The organism is Streptomyces sp. NPDC023157 (assembly GCF_055560575.1).
This window is the reverse complement of the sequence record NZ_JBVHIL010000010.1, coordinates 162,091-178,628: the sequence shown is the minus strand read 5'-3', so window position 1 is coordinate 178,628 and position 16,538 is coordinate 162,091. Positions and strand designations below refer to the sequence as shown.

The following is a 16,538-nucleotide window of genomic DNA, read 5'->3' as shown; positions in this document are numbered from 1 at the left end:
CAGTGCTGCGGGCGACACTTGAGGGCCGGTCAGCCACACCACTGCTCAACACCCGCTCCTACCACATCAGTTGGGTGGGGGCCGGTTCGCCGCTCCGGAGCGGGTGCGGGGACGTGAGGGAGGTCACGCACCCCCTCCGGGAAGACCCCGAGCCGGGGGGAGGCGTCTCCACCCTGGGGAGTACGCCGAGCGGACGGGCGTCATCCTCTCGGAGGCCCGGAAGTCGGTACGCGGGCATGACGTCCGGGGCTGTGCCGCTGCCTAGTGTTGAGGTCAAGCGGCGGGTGCAGCACTCGTCCCCCGAGGTCACCGCACCCGCCGCGTCAGACTCGACAGGAGAGGACCCATGGCGTATTCGGCACCGCGGATGAACCCGCGCCCTTCCAGCCGCCGTCACCCGCTGGTGGCGACCGTCATGGTCCTCCCTCTCGCGGCCCTGCTCGTAGTCGTCTTCGGCGGCTGGGACGCGGTGGTCACTCAGGCGTCGTCCGTGGGCGTGATGCTGGGGCGCTGAGCGGCGCTCCGGACCCGGGAGAGCGGCCCGGGTCGGGGACATCCGGCCGGAAACCCCGTGGGGACGGGGGTGCGGCGGACGGCAGCGTGTGGCCGGTCAGCTGGGGAGCTGACCGGCCCTCGCGCTTTCCTGGGGCCTTTTCCGGTCGTCCGGGCGGTTGTCTAGGCTCCTCCTCGTGGAGGAGCCCGTTCTCGTTCAGCTGCACGCCCTCGCCCGCGCCGCCGCGCATCCGGGGGCGCCGTCGGCGTGCCCGTGCGCGGTCGGGGTGCTGGCGGACCGGGACGACGGCACGGTCGTACGGCACGGGCGTCTGGTCCTGAAGTCGCACGCGCCGGGCGGCGAGCCGGTGGCGCTCCGGTCGCGGGTGGGGGTGGCGGCCCTGCCGGAGCTGGCGGGGGTGCTCCTGCCGCCGCTGCCGAGCCCTCGCGCGGCGCTCGACGGACGCCTGGTGACCGCGTGGCCGTACGGTGCCCCCGTCGACCCGGAGGATCCGGGCGCGGCTCCGTGGGAGGAGGCGGGCCGTCTCCTGGCGCTGCTGCACCGGACGCCGGCCTCGCCCGGCCTGCCGCCGATGCGCGCGCCGCTGAAGGCCGCCCTGGCCGTGGACCGGATGCGCCGCGCGGCCCCGGACCACCCGGCGACCGCGACGGTCCTGAGCGCCTGGCGCACCCTCACCCCCGACGCGGGAACCCCGCCGGCCTCGCCCGCCCCCGCCCCGCTCGCTCTCTGCCACGGCGACTTCCACCTGGGCCAGCTGGTCCGCGCCCCCCACTGGCGTCTGATCGACGTGGACGACCTGGGGGTCGGCGACCCGGCGTGGGACCTGGCCCGCCCCGCGGCCTGGTTCGCGGCGGGGCTGCTGCCGCCGGAGGTCTGGTCGCGTTTCCTGGGGGCGTACGAGGGGGCCGGCGGCCCGGCCACCGGCAGCGGGGGTGCGGGGGAGCGGGCCGGGGGCCCGTGGGCCCGCCTCGACGTCCCGGCCCGCGCGCTGACGGTGCAGACCGCGGCGCTCGCGCTGGCCAAGTCGACCGCCGAGGGGCGTCCGCTGGACGAGGTGGAGGACGTGATGATCGACACCTGCGCCCGAATCGCCTCGCTCCGAACCGAGTTGGCTCCGCCGGCGTCCCCGTAGGGTGAGAGCACCATCCGAACGGCAGGGAGTTGAGCCGAGCATGCAGTGTCCCAAGTGCCATGCGCCCATGCACACGTACAACCGCAACGGTGTCCAGATCGAGCAGTGCAGCGGCTGCCGGGGCATATTCCTGGACTACGGCGAGCTGGAGGCCCTGACCCGCCTGGAGTCGCAGTGGACGCAGCAGGCGCCGCCCGCTCCGCCCGCCTACCCGGCGCAGCCCGCGGCTCCGGCGTGGGGCGCTCCGCAGCACGGCGGCCACGGCGGACACCACGGCAAGCACCACCGCGGGTTCGGCCGGATGCTCTTCTCCTCCTGATCCTGCCGGGTCTCCTGAGCTCGGGCCCTGAGCCCGAGCTCGGAGCCCGCCCCGACGCCGGGACGTCCGACGTCCGGACGCTCCGACGCTCCGACACGAAGAAGCCCCCGTCCGCGAGATGCGGCCGAGGGCTTCTTCTATGGTGCGCGATACTGGGATTGAACCAGTGACCCCTTCCGTGTCAGGGAAGTGCTCTCCCGCTGAGCTAATCGCGCGGGACGGTCAGGACCGTACAGGACGAACCAGGACCAATGATACTGCGTGCGCGATACTGGGATTGAACCAGTGACCCCTTCCGTGTCAGGGAAGTGCTCTCCCGCTGAGCTAATCGCGCGGGGGATCCGAAGATCCAGTGGACGATACTGGGATTGAACCAGTGACCCCTTCCGTGTCAGGGAAGTGCTCTCCCGCTGAGCTAATCGTCCTTGGAGGTGGAGACGGGATTTGAACCCGTGTAGACGGCTTTGCAGGCCGTTGCCTCGCCTCTCGGCCACTCCACCAGGAGTGAATACAGGGGTTCGGGAAGATCCCCCACATCGAGCGGACGACGAGATTCGAACTCGCGACCCTCACCTTGGCAAGGTGATGCTCTACCAACTGAGCCACGTCCGCTTGTCGTTTCCGTTTCGCTTGCGCGTCCCGGCGACGTGTTGAACTCTAGCGGATTCCTGGGCCAGCACAAAAACGCGTTTCCGCAGCGTGCTGACCTGCGCCCCCGCCGGGGCGTCCGGGAGCGTTCGTACGGCGTTCACTCCACGTGTCCCCGAGGTGGCACGGAGCCGCCCCGCGTGCGCCCCGCGCTCGCCCCCGCCGGGCCGCTCCCCGCGCGCCTAGACTCGCAAGCGTGTACCCCCTCGCTCCCATGGCCCGCTTCGGCGGCCTCCTCGCCACCGATCTGCGGGACGTCACCCGTGACCCCGCCGCCCTGGACTCCTCGGGTTTCTGGGCCGTCTGTGCGGACTTCGAGGGCCGTCTCACCTGCGCCCGCTTCGGCGACGTACGACCGGACCCGGTCCCCGCGCCCGTCCCGGGCGCCTGGCGCGGGCCCGCGGCCGACGACTGGACGTCCTCCCTCGACCGCGCCGCCTATACGGCGGGCGTGCGCCGCGTGCGCGAGCACATCGCGCGCGGGGAGGTGTACCAGGCGAACCTCTGCCGGGTGATGTCCGCACCGCTGCCCGATCCGGCGCTGGCCGACGTGGACGCGCTCACCGCGCTCCTCGCCCGCGGCAACCCGGCCCCCTACGCGGGGACGATCCGGCTGCCGGCGCACGGGGTGGAGATCGCCACCGCGTCCCCCGAGCTCTTCCTGCGCCGCGAGGGCGCCCTGGTGACCTCCGGGCCGATCAAGGGCACCGGCCGCACCGCCGACGATCTGCTCCCGAAGGACTACGCGGAGAACGTGATGATCGTCGACCTGGTCCGCAACGACCTGGGACGGGTCTGCGAGACCGGCAGCGTCACCGTGCCCGCCCTGTGCGCGGTCGAGGAGCACCCGGGCCTGGTCCACCTGGTCTCCACCGTCAGCGGTCTGCTGCGCGAGGACGCGGGCTGGCCCGGGCTCCTGGCCGCCGCGTTCCCGCCCGGGTCCGTCACGGGCGCGCCCAAGTCGAGTGCGCTGCGGATCATCGAGGCGCTGGAGACCGTGCCGCGCGGCCCCTACTGCGGTGGCATCGGCTGGGTCGACGCGGACGCGGGCACCGCCGAGCTCGCCGTCGGCATACGCACCTTCTGGGTCGACCGGGCCGAGGGCGTCCTCCGCTTCGGCACCGGCGCCGGCATCACCTGGGGGTCGGACCCCGAGGGCGAGTGGGCGGAGACCGAGCTGAAGGCCTCGCGCCTGGTCGCGATAGCGTCGGGCGCGTACGAGGCGAGCGGAAAGGCCATATCTCGATGAAACTCTGGGTCAACGGCGCACTGCACGATGCCGAGACCGCGCAGGTGTCCGTCCTGGACCACGGTCTGACCGTGGGCGACGGCATCTTCGAGACGGTCAGGGCCGAGCGCGGTGAAACGTTTGCTCTCACCCTCCACCTGGAGCGGCTCACCCGCTCCGCGCGCGGCCTCGGGCTGCCCGACCCGGACCTCGACGAGGTCCGCCGGGCCTGCGCCGCCGTCCTGGAGGCGAACCCGATGGAGCTCGGCCGGCTCCGGATCACCTACACCGGCGGTCTCTCCCCGCTGGGCTCCGAGCGCGGCGACGCCGGCGCCAGCCTCGTCGTGGCCCTCGGCGCGACGGCCCGGCGCCCCGACTCCACGGCGGTGATCACCGTCCCGTGGACCCGCAACGAGCGCGGCGCGCTCACGGGCCTGAAGACCACCTCGTACGCGGAGAACGTCGTGGCCCTGGCCAGGGCGCGCGAGCAGGGGGCGTCCGAGGCGCTCTTCGGCAACACCGTCGGGCAGCTCTGCGAGGGCACCGGATCCAATGTCTTCGTGGTGATCGACGGGCGGATCCACACCCCGCCGGTCTCCTCCGGCTGCCTCGCGGGCATCACGCGCGCGCTGGCCGTGGAGTGGACCGGGGCCGTGGAGACGGATCTCCCGCTGGAGGTCCTGGGCAGCGCCGACGAGATCTTCCTGACCTCGACCCTGCGGGACGTCCAGGCCGTGCACCGGGTCGACGACCGGGAGCTCGCCGGGGCGCCGGGGCCGGTCACCGCCAAGGCCATGCGGGTCTTCGACGAGCGGGCCGCGCAGGACCGGGATCCGCGGCTCGGCTGACGCCCCGCGCGCGAAAAACAGGATGACGGGGGGCCGTCCGATGGGTACAACTCCCGTGATGACCACCACCCTGCGGCCGTCCGAGCCGCTCCAGCACTCCGCCGACGGCGGCCGTTCCCGCAGCTTCGACATCTGCGTGAACAGCCGCCGGGTCGGTTCCGTCCACCTGACCACCGACGCCGCCTTCGGCGGGGCGGTGGGCGTGATCGAGGACCTGGTGGTCGACGAGCCGGACCGGGGCAGGGGGCGGGGCACAGTGGCGGCGCTCGCCTCCGAGGAGGTGCTGCGCGGCTGGGGCTGCGGCGAGGTGCGGATCTCGGTGCCCACCGAGTCGTCGCCCGGGCTGCGGCTGGCGGAGGCCCTCGGGTACACCGAACGCAGCCGCAACATGGTCAAGGAGCTCGTCACGGCGCCGGAGCTGCCGGAGGGCTTCGGGTTCCGGCCGGTCACCGAGGCGGAGTTCGCGGAGTGGTCGGCACGCTCCCTGGACGCCTTCGCGCAGAGCTGGATCGACCGGGGGATGCCGGAGGAGCTGGCCCGCGCCAAGGCCGAGGACAGCCGCCGCAGATTCCTTCCGCAGGGCCTCGCGACGCCGGGCATCTCGGTGGTCGTCGCGCTGCGGGACACGGACGTGGTGGGCTACCTCTGGACCGGCGGGCTCGAACTGGAGCCGGGGGAGCGCAGCGGCTTCGTCTTCGAGGTGGAGGTCGCCGAGGAACAGCGCGGCAAGGGGTACGGCCGCGGCCTGATGCTGCTGGCCGAGCGCCTGTCGCTGGCGGCCGGGGAGAGCCTGCTCGGACTGCACGTCTTCGCGGGCAACACCCCGGCGATCCGGCTCTACGAGTCGCTGGGCTACCGCACGACCCACCTCAACAGCGCCAAGACGCTGGGGTAGGCCGACGCGGGGGAGTTCCTGGGGCCTCAGCCCTTCAGGAGGCGGTCGGTGATCTCCTCGATGCGCTCGCGCAGGCCGTCCTGGCTCTGGCCGCCGTCGAGCCGCTCGCCGCCGATCACATAGGTCGGGGTGCCGGTGACCTTGATCGCCTTGCCCTCGGCCTCGTCGGCGTCGACCGTCAGCAGGTGCCGGCCGTCGATCAGGGCCGTGTCGAACTCCTCGGCGTCCAGGCCCAGTTCGCCCGCCACCTCCAGGAGGACGGCCTCGCCGCGCTCGCCGAGCTCCTCGGTCCTGGCGAGCAGCGCCTCGGTGTACTCCCAGCCCCTGCCCTGGTCGGTGGCCTCCTCGGCGGCCTGGGCGGCGGCGTACGCGTGCTTGTGCTTGGCCAGCGGGAAGTGGCGCAGCTGGACGTCGATGCGCTCGCCGTACTTCTCGCGCAGCGCGCGCACGTCGTCGAGGGCCTGGAAGCAGTCGGGGCACTGCAGGTCGAACCAGGCCTCCAGGACGACGGGGGAGGCGGGGGTGGTGGACTCACTCATGGGAAGAGTCTCCCATCCGGTCCTCCCTGGGGGACGACCCGGAGATCTCCCTGATCCGGGGCCCCGGCCATGGCCGGGAGGGGCCGGGACGGTGCAGGATGGAAGGGACGTATCACCCGGGACCTGGAGGATCGCATGCTCGCCGAGACCATCTGCTCCGCGGTGTCCGTGGCGGGCCTGGGCATCGCCGCGGTCACGGCGTACCGCAAGCGGTTCCTTGCGGCGGCCCGGACGGCCGCCTACGCGCTGGTGCCGCTGGGACTGGTGATGACCGGTGCCGTGGCGTGGCTCGCGGACACCGCCTTCAGTCCGACCGCCTGGGCCGGCTTCGGCGTGCTCGGCGCGGCCTGGCTGCTCCTCTCGACCACACGGGCCGTCGAACGGCGCCGGTCCGGGCGCGGGGAGACCGGCCGGGGCGAGGCCCGGGAGGCGGTGGCGCCCCAGGCGTCCGCGCCGTCGCTCGGCGCCGGACAGCGCGGGTCCGGACAGCGCGGGTCCGGACAGCGCGGGGCCGCTCCCAAGCCGCAGGCCAAGACGGCCGACGAGGACTTCAGCGACATCGAGGCGATTCTGAAGAAGCACGGAATTTGACCGGGATCCGACGGTGATCTGACCGCTTCTGGCGGTTCTCGTTCCCGGCGTCCACGGGATGGGGTGAACACGCCCTGTCGAGGGGTGTGTTGCGCGATCTTCAGGGGTGGCCGTGCGCCATCATCCCCCCGAGATGCTGGATACCTCGCGCGACCCCGCCCCCGCCCCGACGCCCACGGCGAGCGCCCCGGAGGAGCCGCGCGGCTGTCTGTTCGCGCTCTCCCAGCCGCCGCTGATGATCTTCCTCGCGGTGATCGGCGCCCTGCTGCTGATGGCCGCCCTCCACGATCTGTTCCTGCTGTGAGACCGGCGGTGCCGCCGGACCCGGGCGGGCTCAGCCCGCGGCTTCCTTGCGGCGCGCCCGGTAGGCGGCGACGTGCAGGCGGTTCCCGCAGGTCCGGCTGGAGCAGTAGCGACGGGAGCGGTTGCGGGAGAGGTCGACGAAGGCGCGGCCGCAGTCCGGTGCCTCGCAGCGCCGCAGCCGCTCCTGCTCGCCCGCCACGACGATGAACGCGAGCGCCATGCCGCAGTCGGCTGCCAGGTGGTCGGAGACCGAGGCGCCCGGCGCGAAGTAGTGCACGTGCCAGTCGTAGCCGTCGTGGTCGGTGAGCTGCGGGGTCGTGCCGGCGGAGGCGACCAGCTGGTTGATCAGGGTGGCCGCGATCCGGGCGTCCGGGGCGGAGAAGGCGGCGGTGAACCGGTCGCGCACCTCGCGCACGGCCCGCAGATCCCCGGCTCCGAGCTCGCCCACGTCGCTGATCTTGTGGGCGCGTACGAAGGCCTTCAGCGCCGGGAGGTCGTCGAGTTCGTCGGCGCGATCGCCCTGGGGGGCGGTGTTCATCAGATCGACGACGGTGTCGAGGGCGATCCGGGTGTCGTGGGGGATGAGCACGCTTCGCTCCCTGGCCGGCTGCGGGCGGGCGCCCGCGAATTGCGCTGACTCTAGCGCGACCCGGAAACGGGCATCGGCGCCCCGCACCGCGCCGGCTGCGCGGTGGGGAGCGCCGATGTCCTCCGTATGTGACTGCCCGCGCGGCGCCGTCGCCCCGAGTCGGACGGCGCCGTGCGGCTCTCGGCCTGGCTCAGCTGTCGGCCAGGATGTGGGAGAGCTCCGTGTCGAGGTCGAAGTGCCGGTGCTCGGTGCCCGGTGGCACGGCCGCGTCGGTCCGCTTCAGGAACGACTCCAGGGCCCTCGCGGGGGCCTCGAGCAGGGCTTCGCCCTCGGGAGAGCTCAGCGCGATGCAGACGACTCCCTGGCCATGGCTACGGGACGGCCAGACCCGGACGTCGCCCGTGCCGGTGGGCCGGTGCAGCCCCTCGGCGAGAAGGTCGCGGGCGAAGACCCACTCGACCGTCTCCTCGGCTCCGGTGTGGAAGGTGGCGTGCACGGCATACGGATCGGCCGTGTCATACCGCAGGCCCGCGGGTACAGGCAGTGAGGACTCGCTCGACACAACGAGGCGCAGGTGCAGCTCGCAGCTGACCGTGGTGTTCATAAGCGCCAGGGCCTTTCGCTCAGTGTGCGCTCGGGGATTCGCACGTCGGCGAAATCGACATGCCACCTACGGTGCCGTTGTAAACCCCTCTGTCTGTTTTGTGATCGTTCAGGTAGCTCGTATGGACGCGTGTAACTTTGGGTAATACGCCCATTCTGGCAAGGTCGACCCGTCCGGTAGGTTGGGGCCATGCATGCGGAGAGTGACGAGCGCACGGGGGAGTCCGCGGTGAGCGGGGAGCACGGCCCGGAGAAGTCCGGGAGCGGCGGGGAAGAGGCGCCGCTGGGGTCCCGGGCGCCCGAGTTCATCAAGGCCCGCCGGACCCTGCACCTGAGCTGGCAGGTCGGCGTCTTCGTCGTCGGCCTCGCCGTCGTCGGCGCCGGCATCGTGATGCTGCCGCTGCCCGGCCCCGGCTGGCTGGTGATCTTCGCCGGCATGGCGATCTGGGCGACAGAGTTCGTCTGGGCGCAGCTGGTGCTCCGCTGGACCAAGCGCAAGGTCACCGAGGCGGCCCAGCGGGCCCTCGATCCCAAGGTCCGGCGCCGGAACATCATCCTCACCACGGTCGGTCTGGTGATCATCGCCGCGCTCTGCGCCGTCTACCTCTGGAAGTTCGGCTTCGTCATGCCGTGGAAGATCGACCAGTGACCCGCGCATGGTCAAGCAGCCCCGCTGACATGGGGTAATGTTTGCGGTGCGCCGGGCGATTAGCTCAGTGGGAGAGCACTTCGTTCACACCGAAGGGGTCACTGGTTCGAACCCAGTATCGCCCACCACCCGGCCCGAAGGCCCGGAGACGACACCGTCTCCGGGCCTTCGGCGTTCCCCCGACGCGGCCCCCGCGCGGGGGCCGCTCAGCGCATCCGCCCCAGCCGCTCCCGCAGCCGGCGCGCGTCACGCAACCGCTGCTCGTACGTCGCCCCCACCGCGAGCAGCAGCAGACCGGCCAGGGCCGGCGGCAGCCAGCGCGGCAGCGCGCCCACCACCTGCACGACATACGGCGCCAGCTCGTGCAGCCCGTCCAGGGCCAGCACCACGCCGCCCAGCACCAGCAGCGCCTGCAGCCGGAACCGGGCACCCAGCAGCGTCACCACGAGCGCCCCGAGCCCCAGCAGCAGCGGGCGCGCCCACTCCGGGTCCGTCCAGGCCGCGAGGAGACTCGGCAGCAGCGTCACGGCGAGACCCGGCCCGTACGCCGTCCAGGACGACGCCTCCGGGTCCCGACGGCGCCGCAGCACGCCCACCGCCAGGGCCGGGACGGTCACCGGCAGCGTGTACGCCTCCGGCGTCGCCACCTCCCACACCGCGAGCCGCACCCAGGTGGCCAGCAGGAACAGCGCGGCCGCGGCCCACGAGGCGACCGGGCGGCGCTCCGGCCGTACCGCCGTCGCCGCCGCGAGCACCCCGGCCAGGGCCAGCGCGAGCGCGAGCATCGCCGGCCGCCCCACGGTGAGCCCGAGCGCGCACAGCGCCACCGCGGCACCCGCGCCCTCCACGGCCACCGCCACCGGGCGGCGCCGCAGCCACGCCCCGACCCCGGCGGTCCCGGCCGGCACGGCGAGGAGAGCCAGCCCGGTCACCGCGGGACCCGCGTGCGCGGCCACGGCCCCCGCGCCGACCAGACCGGCCGCCGCGAGCACCGCACCGCAGGCCGCGACGAGCCGCCGCGCCCCCGTCCCGAGCGCCGCGACCCCCGCACACAGCACGAGCACCACCCCGAGCACCGCGAACGTCGCCGCCCGCACATCGAGCCCCAGCGCCACCGCACCCAGCGCGGAGGCGAGCCCCCCGGCGAACGCGAGCCACGCCACCACCTCGGCGGGCGCGGCGCCCCGCGTCGGAGCGGGCCCCGTCGCGGGCGCGGCGAGCGGCTCCGGGTCCGGCAGTCCGCGGGTCAGGAGCGCGGGCCGCACGGCCACGCCCAGGGCCCCCGCGGCCGTCAGGAGCAGCAGCGTCGACGTCGCCGCGTAGGGGAACCCCAGCGACACCGGCAGCGCGGTGAGCAGCGCCCAGGTCAGGGCCAGGGTGCCGCAGCGGGCCCACAGGCGGGGGACCGTCGCCAGAGTGGCGGCCGCGAGCAGCAGGACCAGCGGCGCCGTCGCGGGATAGCCCTCCAGGAGCGGCTCCGCGTGCGCGCCCGACCACGGCGCCCCCGAGCGGGCCAGCGGCCCCAGCAGCCCCGCAGCCACCGGCGGCAGCGCCCACACCAGCGCCAGCCCGAGCACGCCGCCACCGGCGAGCCCCAGTCCGCGCCGCACGGCCCCCGCCGCCGACGGCGCCGTCGACCCCTCCGTCGACCCCGCCGTCGGGCGCACGACGGCGAAGACCTCCCGGCCCCCCAGGGCCACACCCGCCAGGACCACCGCGCACACCGCGTACCCGGGCACCGTCCAGACCTCGGGGAGCGCCGAGCGCAGCAGCCCGCCGGCCGACGCGATCAGGGCGAGACCGGCGAGCGCCGCCGCCGGCAGCGCCGTCGGAGCGACGCGCACCGCCCCGTACAGCAGGACCGCCGCGCAGGCCAGCAGCAGCGGGGTCGCCCGCAGGGGTGTCCCGGCCGACAGGGCGAGGCCGGTGAGCAGCGCCCAGCCGCCGAGGACGCCCGCCGTGACGAAGGCCGTGATCCGCACCGGGGTCGGCGTGGTCCGCCGGGCGACCACGAGGTCGAGGACGGCCGTGGCCAGCGCCGCCCACGCGAAGGACAACACCCCGCCCCCGGCGGCCAGCGTCCCGAGAGGAAGGGGGAGTTGAGCCGCGACCACGGCCGCCGGCAGCGGGATCCGCAGCCGCGTGAGGGCCGCGCCGTACCCGCCCCAGACGGCGGCCAGGACACCGGCCGCCGTCGCCGTGTACGACAGGGCGCCGGTGTCCGCCAGCGCCACCCGGTGCAGTGCGTACGCGTCGAGGAGCGTGAGGATCAGGCCCAGCGCCGCCACCGACTCCGCCGTGGACCGCAGCCCCTTGCGCAGCAGCGCCACCGGTGCCAGGAGCGCCGCCGAGGTCACGGCGCCGAGGACGGCCGCCCGGCCGCCGATGCCCATCGAACCCCAGCTCACCAGGGTGAAGGCGACGGCCGCGACGGCCAGCAGCCCGCCGCCCAGGCTGAGCAGCACGTTCTGCGCGCTGCGCGGCGTCGCCTCGGGCCGCACCGGCACCGGCACGGGAGCCGCCACCGGCGCGTGCAGCACCCGCAGCAGCCAGTCCCGGCGGGCCAGCAACTGGGCCCGGTGGACGTCGAGTCGGGCCAGTTCGCGGTCGACGAGCACCAGCTCTTCCGCGGGGGGCAGGGAGGAATCCATACGCGGAGTGTGGCGCCGGACACGGGGGGAGGGGATGGGTGCGGCTACTCAGATCCGTGCCTGAGTAGCCCGCCGACCACGCCCTGATGACGCGCTCCGGGCGGCGCGGACTCGCGGCCCGGCCGCGGGCGGTTTGAACGAGACCCCGGAAGCCCTGTATGGTTCAACCCGTTCCCGGGCGATTAGCTCAGCGGGAGAGCACTTCGTTCACACCGAAGGGGTCACTGGTTCGATCCCAGTATCGCCCACCGGGAGAGGCCGGTCCGTCAGACGACGGACCGGCCTCAGCCGTTTCCGGCACCTTCCCGCGGCCTTCCGCACCGCCCGGGCGCCGCCCCTACGCCGCCGTCCGCAGCTCCGGACGCAGCGGCCACGCCGGGTCCACCGCCTCCGGGGTGCCCTGCCGGGCGAACCAGGCCTGCAGGCCACGCGCCTGCGCCGCGTGCCACACCGCCTGCAGCGTGTGCAGTTCCGGCGGTGACAGGCGCTCCAGGCGCGAGGCGAACCGCCGCCCCACCGACCGTACGACCTCGAGCGCGGCCGAGGCGTCCGCCGCCGCGTCGTGGGCGCCGTCCAGCACCACGCCGTACTGCTCGCACAGGTCCGTCAGCGTCCGGCGGCCCTTGCGGTACCGGTCCAGGTGCTTGTCCAGGACCCGCGGGTCGAGCACGCACAGCGGGACGCCGTCCATGTACGTGCCGAGCGAGGAGGCGCGGTGGCGGCGCAGCTCGCGGTCCAGGATCGTCAGGTCGAAGGGCGCGTTCATCACCACCAGGGGCCGCCCCGCCGCGCTCTGTTCGGCTATCGCCCGGGCCAGCTCCTCCACCACCGGCGAGGGCCAGCGCCCGTTGCGCTGGAGGTGATCGTCCGTCAGGCCGTGCACGGCGGTGGCTCCCGCCGGCACCGGGATGCCGGGGTTCACCAGCCAGCGCGTCACCCGCGGGCGCATGCCCGCGGCGTCCTGGACGACGAGGGCGGCGGACACGATCCGGTCCTCCTCGACGTCGACTCCCGTGGTCTCCGTGTCGAATGCGGCCAGCGGCCCATCGAACCAGTGCGTCGTCATCCCCGAACTCCTCGCACGTGCGCGGCAGATGGCCATCCCCCTGCCCGAAACGGTGATACCCGGGCTGTTTGCACCGTACGCAAACCGGTCACAACAGAGCTGACGGGGAAGGGAATTGACATGGCGATCGCCCAGCCCGAATGGGGAGGGCCGCCGCCCCAGCGGGCGGCACCGCTGCGCGGCTCGCTCGCCACCACCGCCTGCATGGAGACCCTCCAGGTGGGATACCTCCACGCGGTCGCGGCGGCGGCGGGCTGCTCGCTGTCGCAGCCGTTCCCGGACAACGGCATCGACTGGCACGTGAGCCACAGCGCCCCCGGGCACACGGTCGACGACGAGGTGACCATCAAGGTGCAGCTCAAGTGCACCTACCAACTGCCGCCACGCACCCCCGGCGCCGCCCCCGCGTTCTCGTTCACCCTGGACAACGAGCACCTGGTGAAGCTGGCCCGGACGCCCGTGGCCGTACACAAGATCCTGGTCGTGATGCTCGTACCACGGGACCGGGAGGACTGGCTGCGGGCCGACCACGACCGGCTCGACCTGCGGCACTGCTGCTACTGGATCAACCTGGCCGGCCACCCGGTCACGGGACGGCGCAGGACCACCGTGCGCGTCTCGACGGCACGGATCTTCGACGACCGGGCGCTCTGCGAGATCATGGCCCGGGTCGGCGTGGGAGGGAGACCCTGATGCGGCCGATCGACGAACCCGACCCCGGCGGGGTCGACCCCCGCGTGCTCGGCGCGCTGCTCGCCCGGCACGGCTGGCGGCGGCACGGCGGCGCCGCGGGCCGCTACAGCCGCTGGGCCCCGCCCGGGCCCGAACCGGGCGGCCGCGGCACCAGCCTCCTGGTGCCGGACAGCCGGGCCTTCCCGGACTGCGAGGACCTGATCGGCGAGGCCCTGACCGCGCTCGCCCGCAGCGGCACGCCCTCGGCCCGCGAGGTGCTCACCGGGCTCGCCGTCCCCAGCGACGAGATCCGCTGGTGGCGCGATGTGCCGCCGGGCCCGTCCGGGGGCGTGCCCTGGCCCGTGCAGGAGCAGCTGAGGTCCGCCGCCCGCGGCATGCTGCTGGCCGGCGCCCTCGCCGTGCGCGGGCGCGCCGGGTACCACGGGGCCCGGCACCGCAGGCAGGCCCAGGCCTCCCTGGAGAACGTCGTCGTCGACGGCGCGCCGGGCGGCGGGCTCACCGCCTTCCTGCCCGTCGACCCGGGCCGGGCCGTCTCCGTACGCCTCTACCACGCGCTCTACGCGGCCCGCGAGGCCGTCGACTACCAGCGGGCGACCGGCGGCATGGAGGCCTTCGACACCGCCGTCGAGGCCGGGGTGAGCCGGGAGCTCACCGAGGCCCTGGTCGCGCTGGTGCGCGGCACCGAGGGCGCCGGCGTCGCCCTGGAGTGGTCCCCGGCGGCCGGCACCCCCGCGGGCTGCGCCGCCCGCCCCGAGCCCGTCGAGTTCTCGCCCGGCGACCTGCCCGCGCTGCGCGAGGCGACCGCCCGCTACCTGGCCGACGAGCCCTCCGTACCGGTACGGATCACCGGCAGCGTCGTCCGGATGCGCCGCTCGGGCCCGCGCGGCGAGGGCACCGTACGGCTGCGCGTGCTGGCCGGGGCGGACGTGCGGCACGTCCGGGTGACCCTCGACGAGGACGCGTACCGGACGGCCGGGCACGCCCATCTGGTCGGGCTGCCGATCCGGGTGGTCGGCAGGCTGGAGAGCCGCGGCGGCTTCCGGCGGCTCACCGACGCCAGCGGGGTCGTGCCGGTGCAGGTCGACGAGGCGGTCCGGGACCGTCTGCTGAAGTCGATGCAGGAGACGATCGAGAACGCGGACTTCTTCGAGGAGGCGTGCGGCGAAAACGACTGAGAGGCGGGACACGGACCCCGGTAGGATCGAGGCCTGCGCGGCACCTCGTCTCTGCCGCGCACCGCAGGAGCCGGCACCTCGTGTCTGCCGGCGCCCCTATGTATGGAGTATCCGTGTCTGAAGTCCGTGTGACCGTCCAGTCCGCCTCGGGATCAGAGGAGAGGACGGTGAGCGCGGGCACCACGGCCGGCGCCCTGTTCGCCGACGACCGCACCGTGATCGCCGCCCGGGTCGCGGGCGAGCTGAAGGACCTCGCGTACGAGCTCGTCGAGGGCGATGTCGTCGAGGGGGTGGAGATCTCCTCGCCGGACGGTCTCGACATCCTCCGCCACTCCACCGCGCACGTCATGGCCCAGGCCGTGCAGGAGCTGTTCCCCGAGGCCAAGCTGGGCATCGGCCCGCCGGTCCGGGACGGCTTCTACTACGACTTCGACGTCGAGAAGCCCTTCACTCCCGAGGACCTCAAGGTCATCGAGAAGAAGATGCAGGAGATCCAGAAGCGTGGCCAGCGCTTCTCCCGCCGTGTCGTCACGGACGAGGAGGCCCGCGAGGAGCTCGCGGCCGAGCCGTACAAGCTGGAGCTCATCGGCATCAAGGGCGCGGCCTCGACCGACGACGGTGCCAACGTCGAGGTCGGCGGCGGCGAGCTGTCGATCTACGACAACCTGGACGCCAAGACCGGCGAGCTGTGCTGGAAGGACCTCTGCCGCGGTCCGCACCTGCCCACCACCCGGAACATCCCGGCGTTCAAGCTGATGCGCAACGCCGCCGCCTACTGGCGCGGCAGCGAGAAGAACCCGATGCTCCAGCGCATCTACGGCACCGCGTGGCCGTCGAAGGAGGAGCTGAAGGCGCACCTCGAGTTCCTCGCCGAGGCCGAGAAGCGCGACCACCGCAAGCTGGGCAACGAGCTGGACCTGTTCTCCATCCCGGACGAGATCGGCTCCGGCCTCGCCGTCTTCCACCCCAAGGGCGGCATCATCCGCCGGGTCATGGAGGACTACTCGCGCAAGCGGCACGAGGAGGAGGGCTACGAGTTCGTCTACTCGCCGCACGCCACCAAGGGCAAGCTGTTCGAGAAGTCCGGTCACCTCGACTGGTACGCCGAGGGCATGTACCCCCCCATGCAGCTCGACGAGGGCGTGGACTACTACCTCAAGCCCATGAACTGCCCGATGCACAACCTGATCTTCGACGCGCGCGGGCGCTCCTACCGTGAGCTGCCGCTGCGCCTGTTCGAGTTCGGCACCGTGTACCGGTACGAGAAGTCCGGCGTCGTGCACGGTCTGACCCGGGCCCGGGGCTTCACCCAGGACGACGCGCACATCTACTGCACCCGCGAGCAGATGGCGGACGAGCTCGACAAGACGCTCACCTTCGTCCTGAACCTGCTGCGCGACTACGGCCTGACCGACTTCTACCTGGAGCTGTCCACCAAGGACCCGGAGAAGTACGTCGGCTCGGACGAGGCCTGGGAGGAGGCCACCGCGGTCCTCCAGCAGGTCGCCGAGAAGCAGGGCCTGCCGCTGACCCCCGACCCGGGCGGCGCCGCGTTCTACGGCCCGAAGATCTCGGTGCAGGCGCGGGACGCCATCGGCCGCACCTGGCAGATGTCGACCGTGCAGCTCGACTTCAACCTGCCGGAGCGGTTCGACCTGGAGTACACCTCCCCGGACGGCACCAAGCAGCGCCCGGTCATGATCCACCGTGCGCTGTTCGGTTCGATCGAGCGGTTCTTCGCGGTGCTCCTGGAGCACTACGCGGGCGCCTTCCCGGCGTGGCTGGCCCCGGTGCAGGCGACGGGCATCCCGATCGGCGACGCGCACATCCCGTACCTGCAGGAGTTCGCCGCCAAGGCGAAGAAGCAGGGCCTGCGGGTGGAGGTCGACGCCTCCTCGGACCGGATGCAGAAGAAGATCCGCAACGCGCAGAAGCAGAAGGTCCCGTTCATGATCATCGCCGGTGACGAGGACATGGCCAACGGTGCCGTCTCCTTCCGCTACCGCGACGGTTCGCAGGAGAACGGCATCCCGGTCGACGAGGCCATCGCCAAGATCGCCAAGGCCGTCGAGGACCGCGTCCAGGTCTGACGGTC

At 73.3% G+C, this 16,538-nt stretch carries 17 protein-coding genes and 7 tRNA genes; 14 read left to right on the top strand and 10 right to left on the bottom strand.

Translation table 11 applies throughout. The features are described from left to right. Positions 1–346 precede the first annotated feature (346 nt). The 3 genes from ACZ3ZE_RS31600 (at position 347) to ACZ3ZE_RS31590 (ending at position 1,965) form a co-directional block, all read left to right on the top strand. The gene (locus tag ACZ3ZE_RS31600; protein ID WP_467261592.1) at positions 347–514 is read left to right on the top strand and encodes a hypothetical protein; all 168 of its coding nucleotides are present in this window, start codon (positions 347–349) and stop codon (positions 512–514) included. Positions 515–689: 175 nt separating this feature from the next. Continuing rightward, entirely contained in the window at positions 690–1,646 is a 957-nt protein-coding gene (locus ACZ3ZE_RS31595) for a phosphotransferase family protein (protein ID WP_467261590.1), read from the top strand. A 40-nt stretch (positions 1,647–1,686) separates the two neighbouring features. Next, on the top strand, positions 1,687–1,965 hold the full coding sequence (locus ACZ3ZE_RS31590) for a TFIIB-type zinc ribbon-containing protein (protein WP_361169520.1): 279 nt from the start codon (positions 1,687–1,689) through the stop codon (positions 1,963–1,965). Positions 1,966–2,105: 140 nt separating this feature from the next. On the opposite strand, the gene ACZ3ZE_RS31585 is transcribed toward ACZ3ZE_RS31590, so the two are convergent. From ACZ3ZE_RS31585 to ACZ3ZE_RS31565, 5 genes are all read right to left on the bottom strand, one after another. After that, positions 2,106–2,180: transfer RNA gene (locus ACZ3ZE_RS31585), tRNA-Val, on the bottom strand. Positions 2,181–2,227: 47 nt separating this feature from the next. Beyond that, a tRNA-Val gene (locus ACZ3ZE_RS31580) sits at positions 2,228–2,299 on the bottom strand. 19 nt (positions 2,300–2,318) lie between these two features. Next, positions 2,319–2,390: transfer RNA gene (locus ACZ3ZE_RS31575), tRNA-Val, on the bottom strand. A gap of 1 nt (position 2,391) precedes the next feature. Further along, positions 2,392–2,465, bottom strand: a tRNA-Cys gene (locus tag ACZ3ZE_RS31570). A 39-nt stretch (positions 2,466–2,504) separates the two neighbouring features. After that, positions 2,505–2,577: transfer RNA gene (locus ACZ3ZE_RS31565), tRNA-Gly, on the bottom strand. 232 nt (positions 2,578–2,809) lie between these two features. Between ACZ3ZE_RS31565 and ACZ3ZE_RS31560 the strand changes: the two genes are divergently transcribed. Genes ACZ3ZE_RS31560 through ACZ3ZE_RS31550 form a run of 3 tightly spaced genes read left to right on the top strand, consistent with a single transcriptional unit; the run spans position 2,810 to position 5,584 of the window. Beyond that, positions 2,810–3,862, top strand: a complete 1,053-nt coding sequence (locus ACZ3ZE_RS31560; RefSeq protein ID WP_361623429.1) for a chorismate-binding protein — start codon at positions 2,810–2,812, stop codon at positions 3,860–3,862. Continuing rightward, the gene (locus tag ACZ3ZE_RS31555) at positions 3,859–4,689 is read left to right on the top strand and encodes an aminotransferase class IV (RefSeq protein ID WP_361169514.1); all 831 of its coding nucleotides are present in this window, start codon (positions 3,859–3,861) and stop codon (positions 4,687–4,689) included. Before ACZ3ZE_RS31560 ends, ACZ3ZE_RS31555 begins: the two co-directional genes overlap by 4 nt. 58 nt (positions 4,690–4,747) lie before the next feature. Then, complete coding sequence (locus tag ACZ3ZE_RS31550) at positions 4,748–5,584, top strand: GNAT family N-acetyltransferase (protein ID WP_361169511.1); 837 nt, start codon at positions 4,748–4,750, stop codon at positions 5,582–5,584. Between the two features lie 26 nt (positions 5,585–5,610). On the opposite strand, the gene ACZ3ZE_RS31545 is transcribed toward ACZ3ZE_RS31550, so the two are convergent. Then, positions 5,611–6,123: a DsbA family protein gene (locus ACZ3ZE_RS31545; RefSeq protein ID WP_361169509.1), complete on the bottom strand. Its 513-nt coding sequence runs from the start codon at positions 6,121–6,123 to the stop codon at positions 5,611–5,613. A gap of 135 nt (positions 6,124–6,258) precedes the next feature. Here ACZ3ZE_RS31545 and ACZ3ZE_RS31540 point away from each other — a divergent pair, with 135 nt between their 5' ends. Next, the gene (locus ACZ3ZE_RS31540; RefSeq protein WP_467261588.1) at positions 6,259–6,714 is read left to right on the top strand and encodes a hypothetical protein; all 456 of its coding nucleotides are present in this window, start codon (positions 6,259–6,261) and stop codon (positions 6,712–6,714) included. Between the two features lie 133 nt (positions 6,715–6,847). Next, entirely contained in the window at positions 6,848–7,018 is a 171-nt protein-coding gene (locus ACZ3ZE_RS31535; RefSeq protein ID WP_361169503.1) for a hypothetical protein, read from the top strand. 30 nt (positions 7,019–7,048) lie between these two features. Here the strand turns inward: ACZ3ZE_RS31535 and ACZ3ZE_RS31530 are convergent, their stop codons facing one another. Both ACZ3ZE_RS31530 and ACZ3ZE_RS31525 read right to left on the bottom strand, forming a co-directional pair. Continuing rightward, complete coding sequence (locus ACZ3ZE_RS31530; RefSeq protein WP_361169500.1) at positions 7,049–7,606, bottom strand: CGNR zinc finger domain-containing protein; 558 nt, start codon at positions 7,604–7,606, stop codon at positions 7,049–7,051. A 190-nt stretch (positions 7,607–7,796) separates the two neighbouring features. Beyond that, positions 7,797–8,210 (bottom strand): SsgA family sporulation/cell division regulator, encoded by a 414-nt coding sequence (locus ACZ3ZE_RS31525; RefSeq protein WP_015032345.1) that lies wholly within the window; start codon positions 8,208–8,210, stop codon positions 7,797–7,799. A 189-nt stretch (positions 8,211–8,399) separates the two neighbouring features. Between ACZ3ZE_RS31525 and ACZ3ZE_RS31520 the strand changes: the two genes are divergently transcribed. Both ACZ3ZE_RS31520 and ACZ3ZE_RS31515 read left to right on the top strand, forming a co-directional pair. Then, complete coding sequence (locus tag ACZ3ZE_RS31520; protein WP_361169497.1) at positions 8,400–8,858, top strand: TIGR02611 family protein; 459 nt, start codon at positions 8,400–8,402, stop codon at positions 8,856–8,858. 53 nt (positions 8,859–8,911) lie between these two features. Beyond that, positions 8,912–8,986: transfer RNA gene (locus ACZ3ZE_RS31515), tRNA-Val, on the top strand. Positions 8,987–9,064: 78 nt separating this feature from the next. On the opposite strand, the gene ACZ3ZE_RS31510 is transcribed toward ACZ3ZE_RS31515, so the two are convergent. Then, entirely contained in the window at positions 9,065–11,509 is a 2,445-nt protein-coding gene (locus tag ACZ3ZE_RS31510) for an SCO7613 C-terminal domain-containing membrane protein (protein ID WP_467261586.1), read from the bottom strand. A 176-nt stretch (positions 11,510–11,685) separates the two neighbouring features. Between ACZ3ZE_RS31510 and ACZ3ZE_RS31505 the strand changes: the two genes are divergently transcribed. After that, positions 11,686–11,757, top strand: a tRNA-Val gene (locus ACZ3ZE_RS31505). 89 nt (positions 11,758–11,846) lie between these two features. Here ACZ3ZE_RS31505 and ACZ3ZE_RS31500 read toward each other — a convergent pair. Next, positions 11,847–12,575, bottom strand: coding sequence for a 3'-5' exonuclease (locus ACZ3ZE_RS31500; protein WP_361169491.1), 729 nt, complete (start codon positions 12,573–12,575; stop codon positions 11,847–11,849). 120 nt (positions 12,576–12,695) lie between these two features. On the opposite strand from ACZ3ZE_RS31500, the gene ACZ3ZE_RS31495 reads away from it, so the two are divergent. The 3 genes from ACZ3ZE_RS31495 (at position 12,696) to thrS (ending at position 16,533) form a co-directional block, all read left to right on the top strand. Continuing rightward, positions 12,696–13,268 (top strand): DUF4365 domain-containing protein, encoded by a 573-nt coding sequence (locus ACZ3ZE_RS31495; protein WP_329419035.1) that lies wholly within the window; start codon positions 12,696–12,698, stop codon positions 13,266–13,268. Then, positions 13,268–14,443, top strand: a complete 1,176-nt coding sequence (locus ACZ3ZE_RS31490; RefSeq protein WP_442305401.1) for a hypothetical protein — start codon at positions 13,268–13,270, stop codon at positions 14,441–14,443. Before ACZ3ZE_RS31495 ends, ACZ3ZE_RS31490 begins: the two co-directional genes overlap by 1 nt. Positions 14,444–14,556: 113 nt before the next feature. Beyond that, a complete protein-coding gene (gene thrS / locus ACZ3ZE_RS31485; protein WP_361623444.1) occupies positions 14,557–16,533 on the top strand; it encodes a threonine--tRNA ligase in 1,977 nt (658 codons plus the stop codon). The last annotated feature ends 5 nt before the right edge of the window (positions 16,534–16,538 follow it).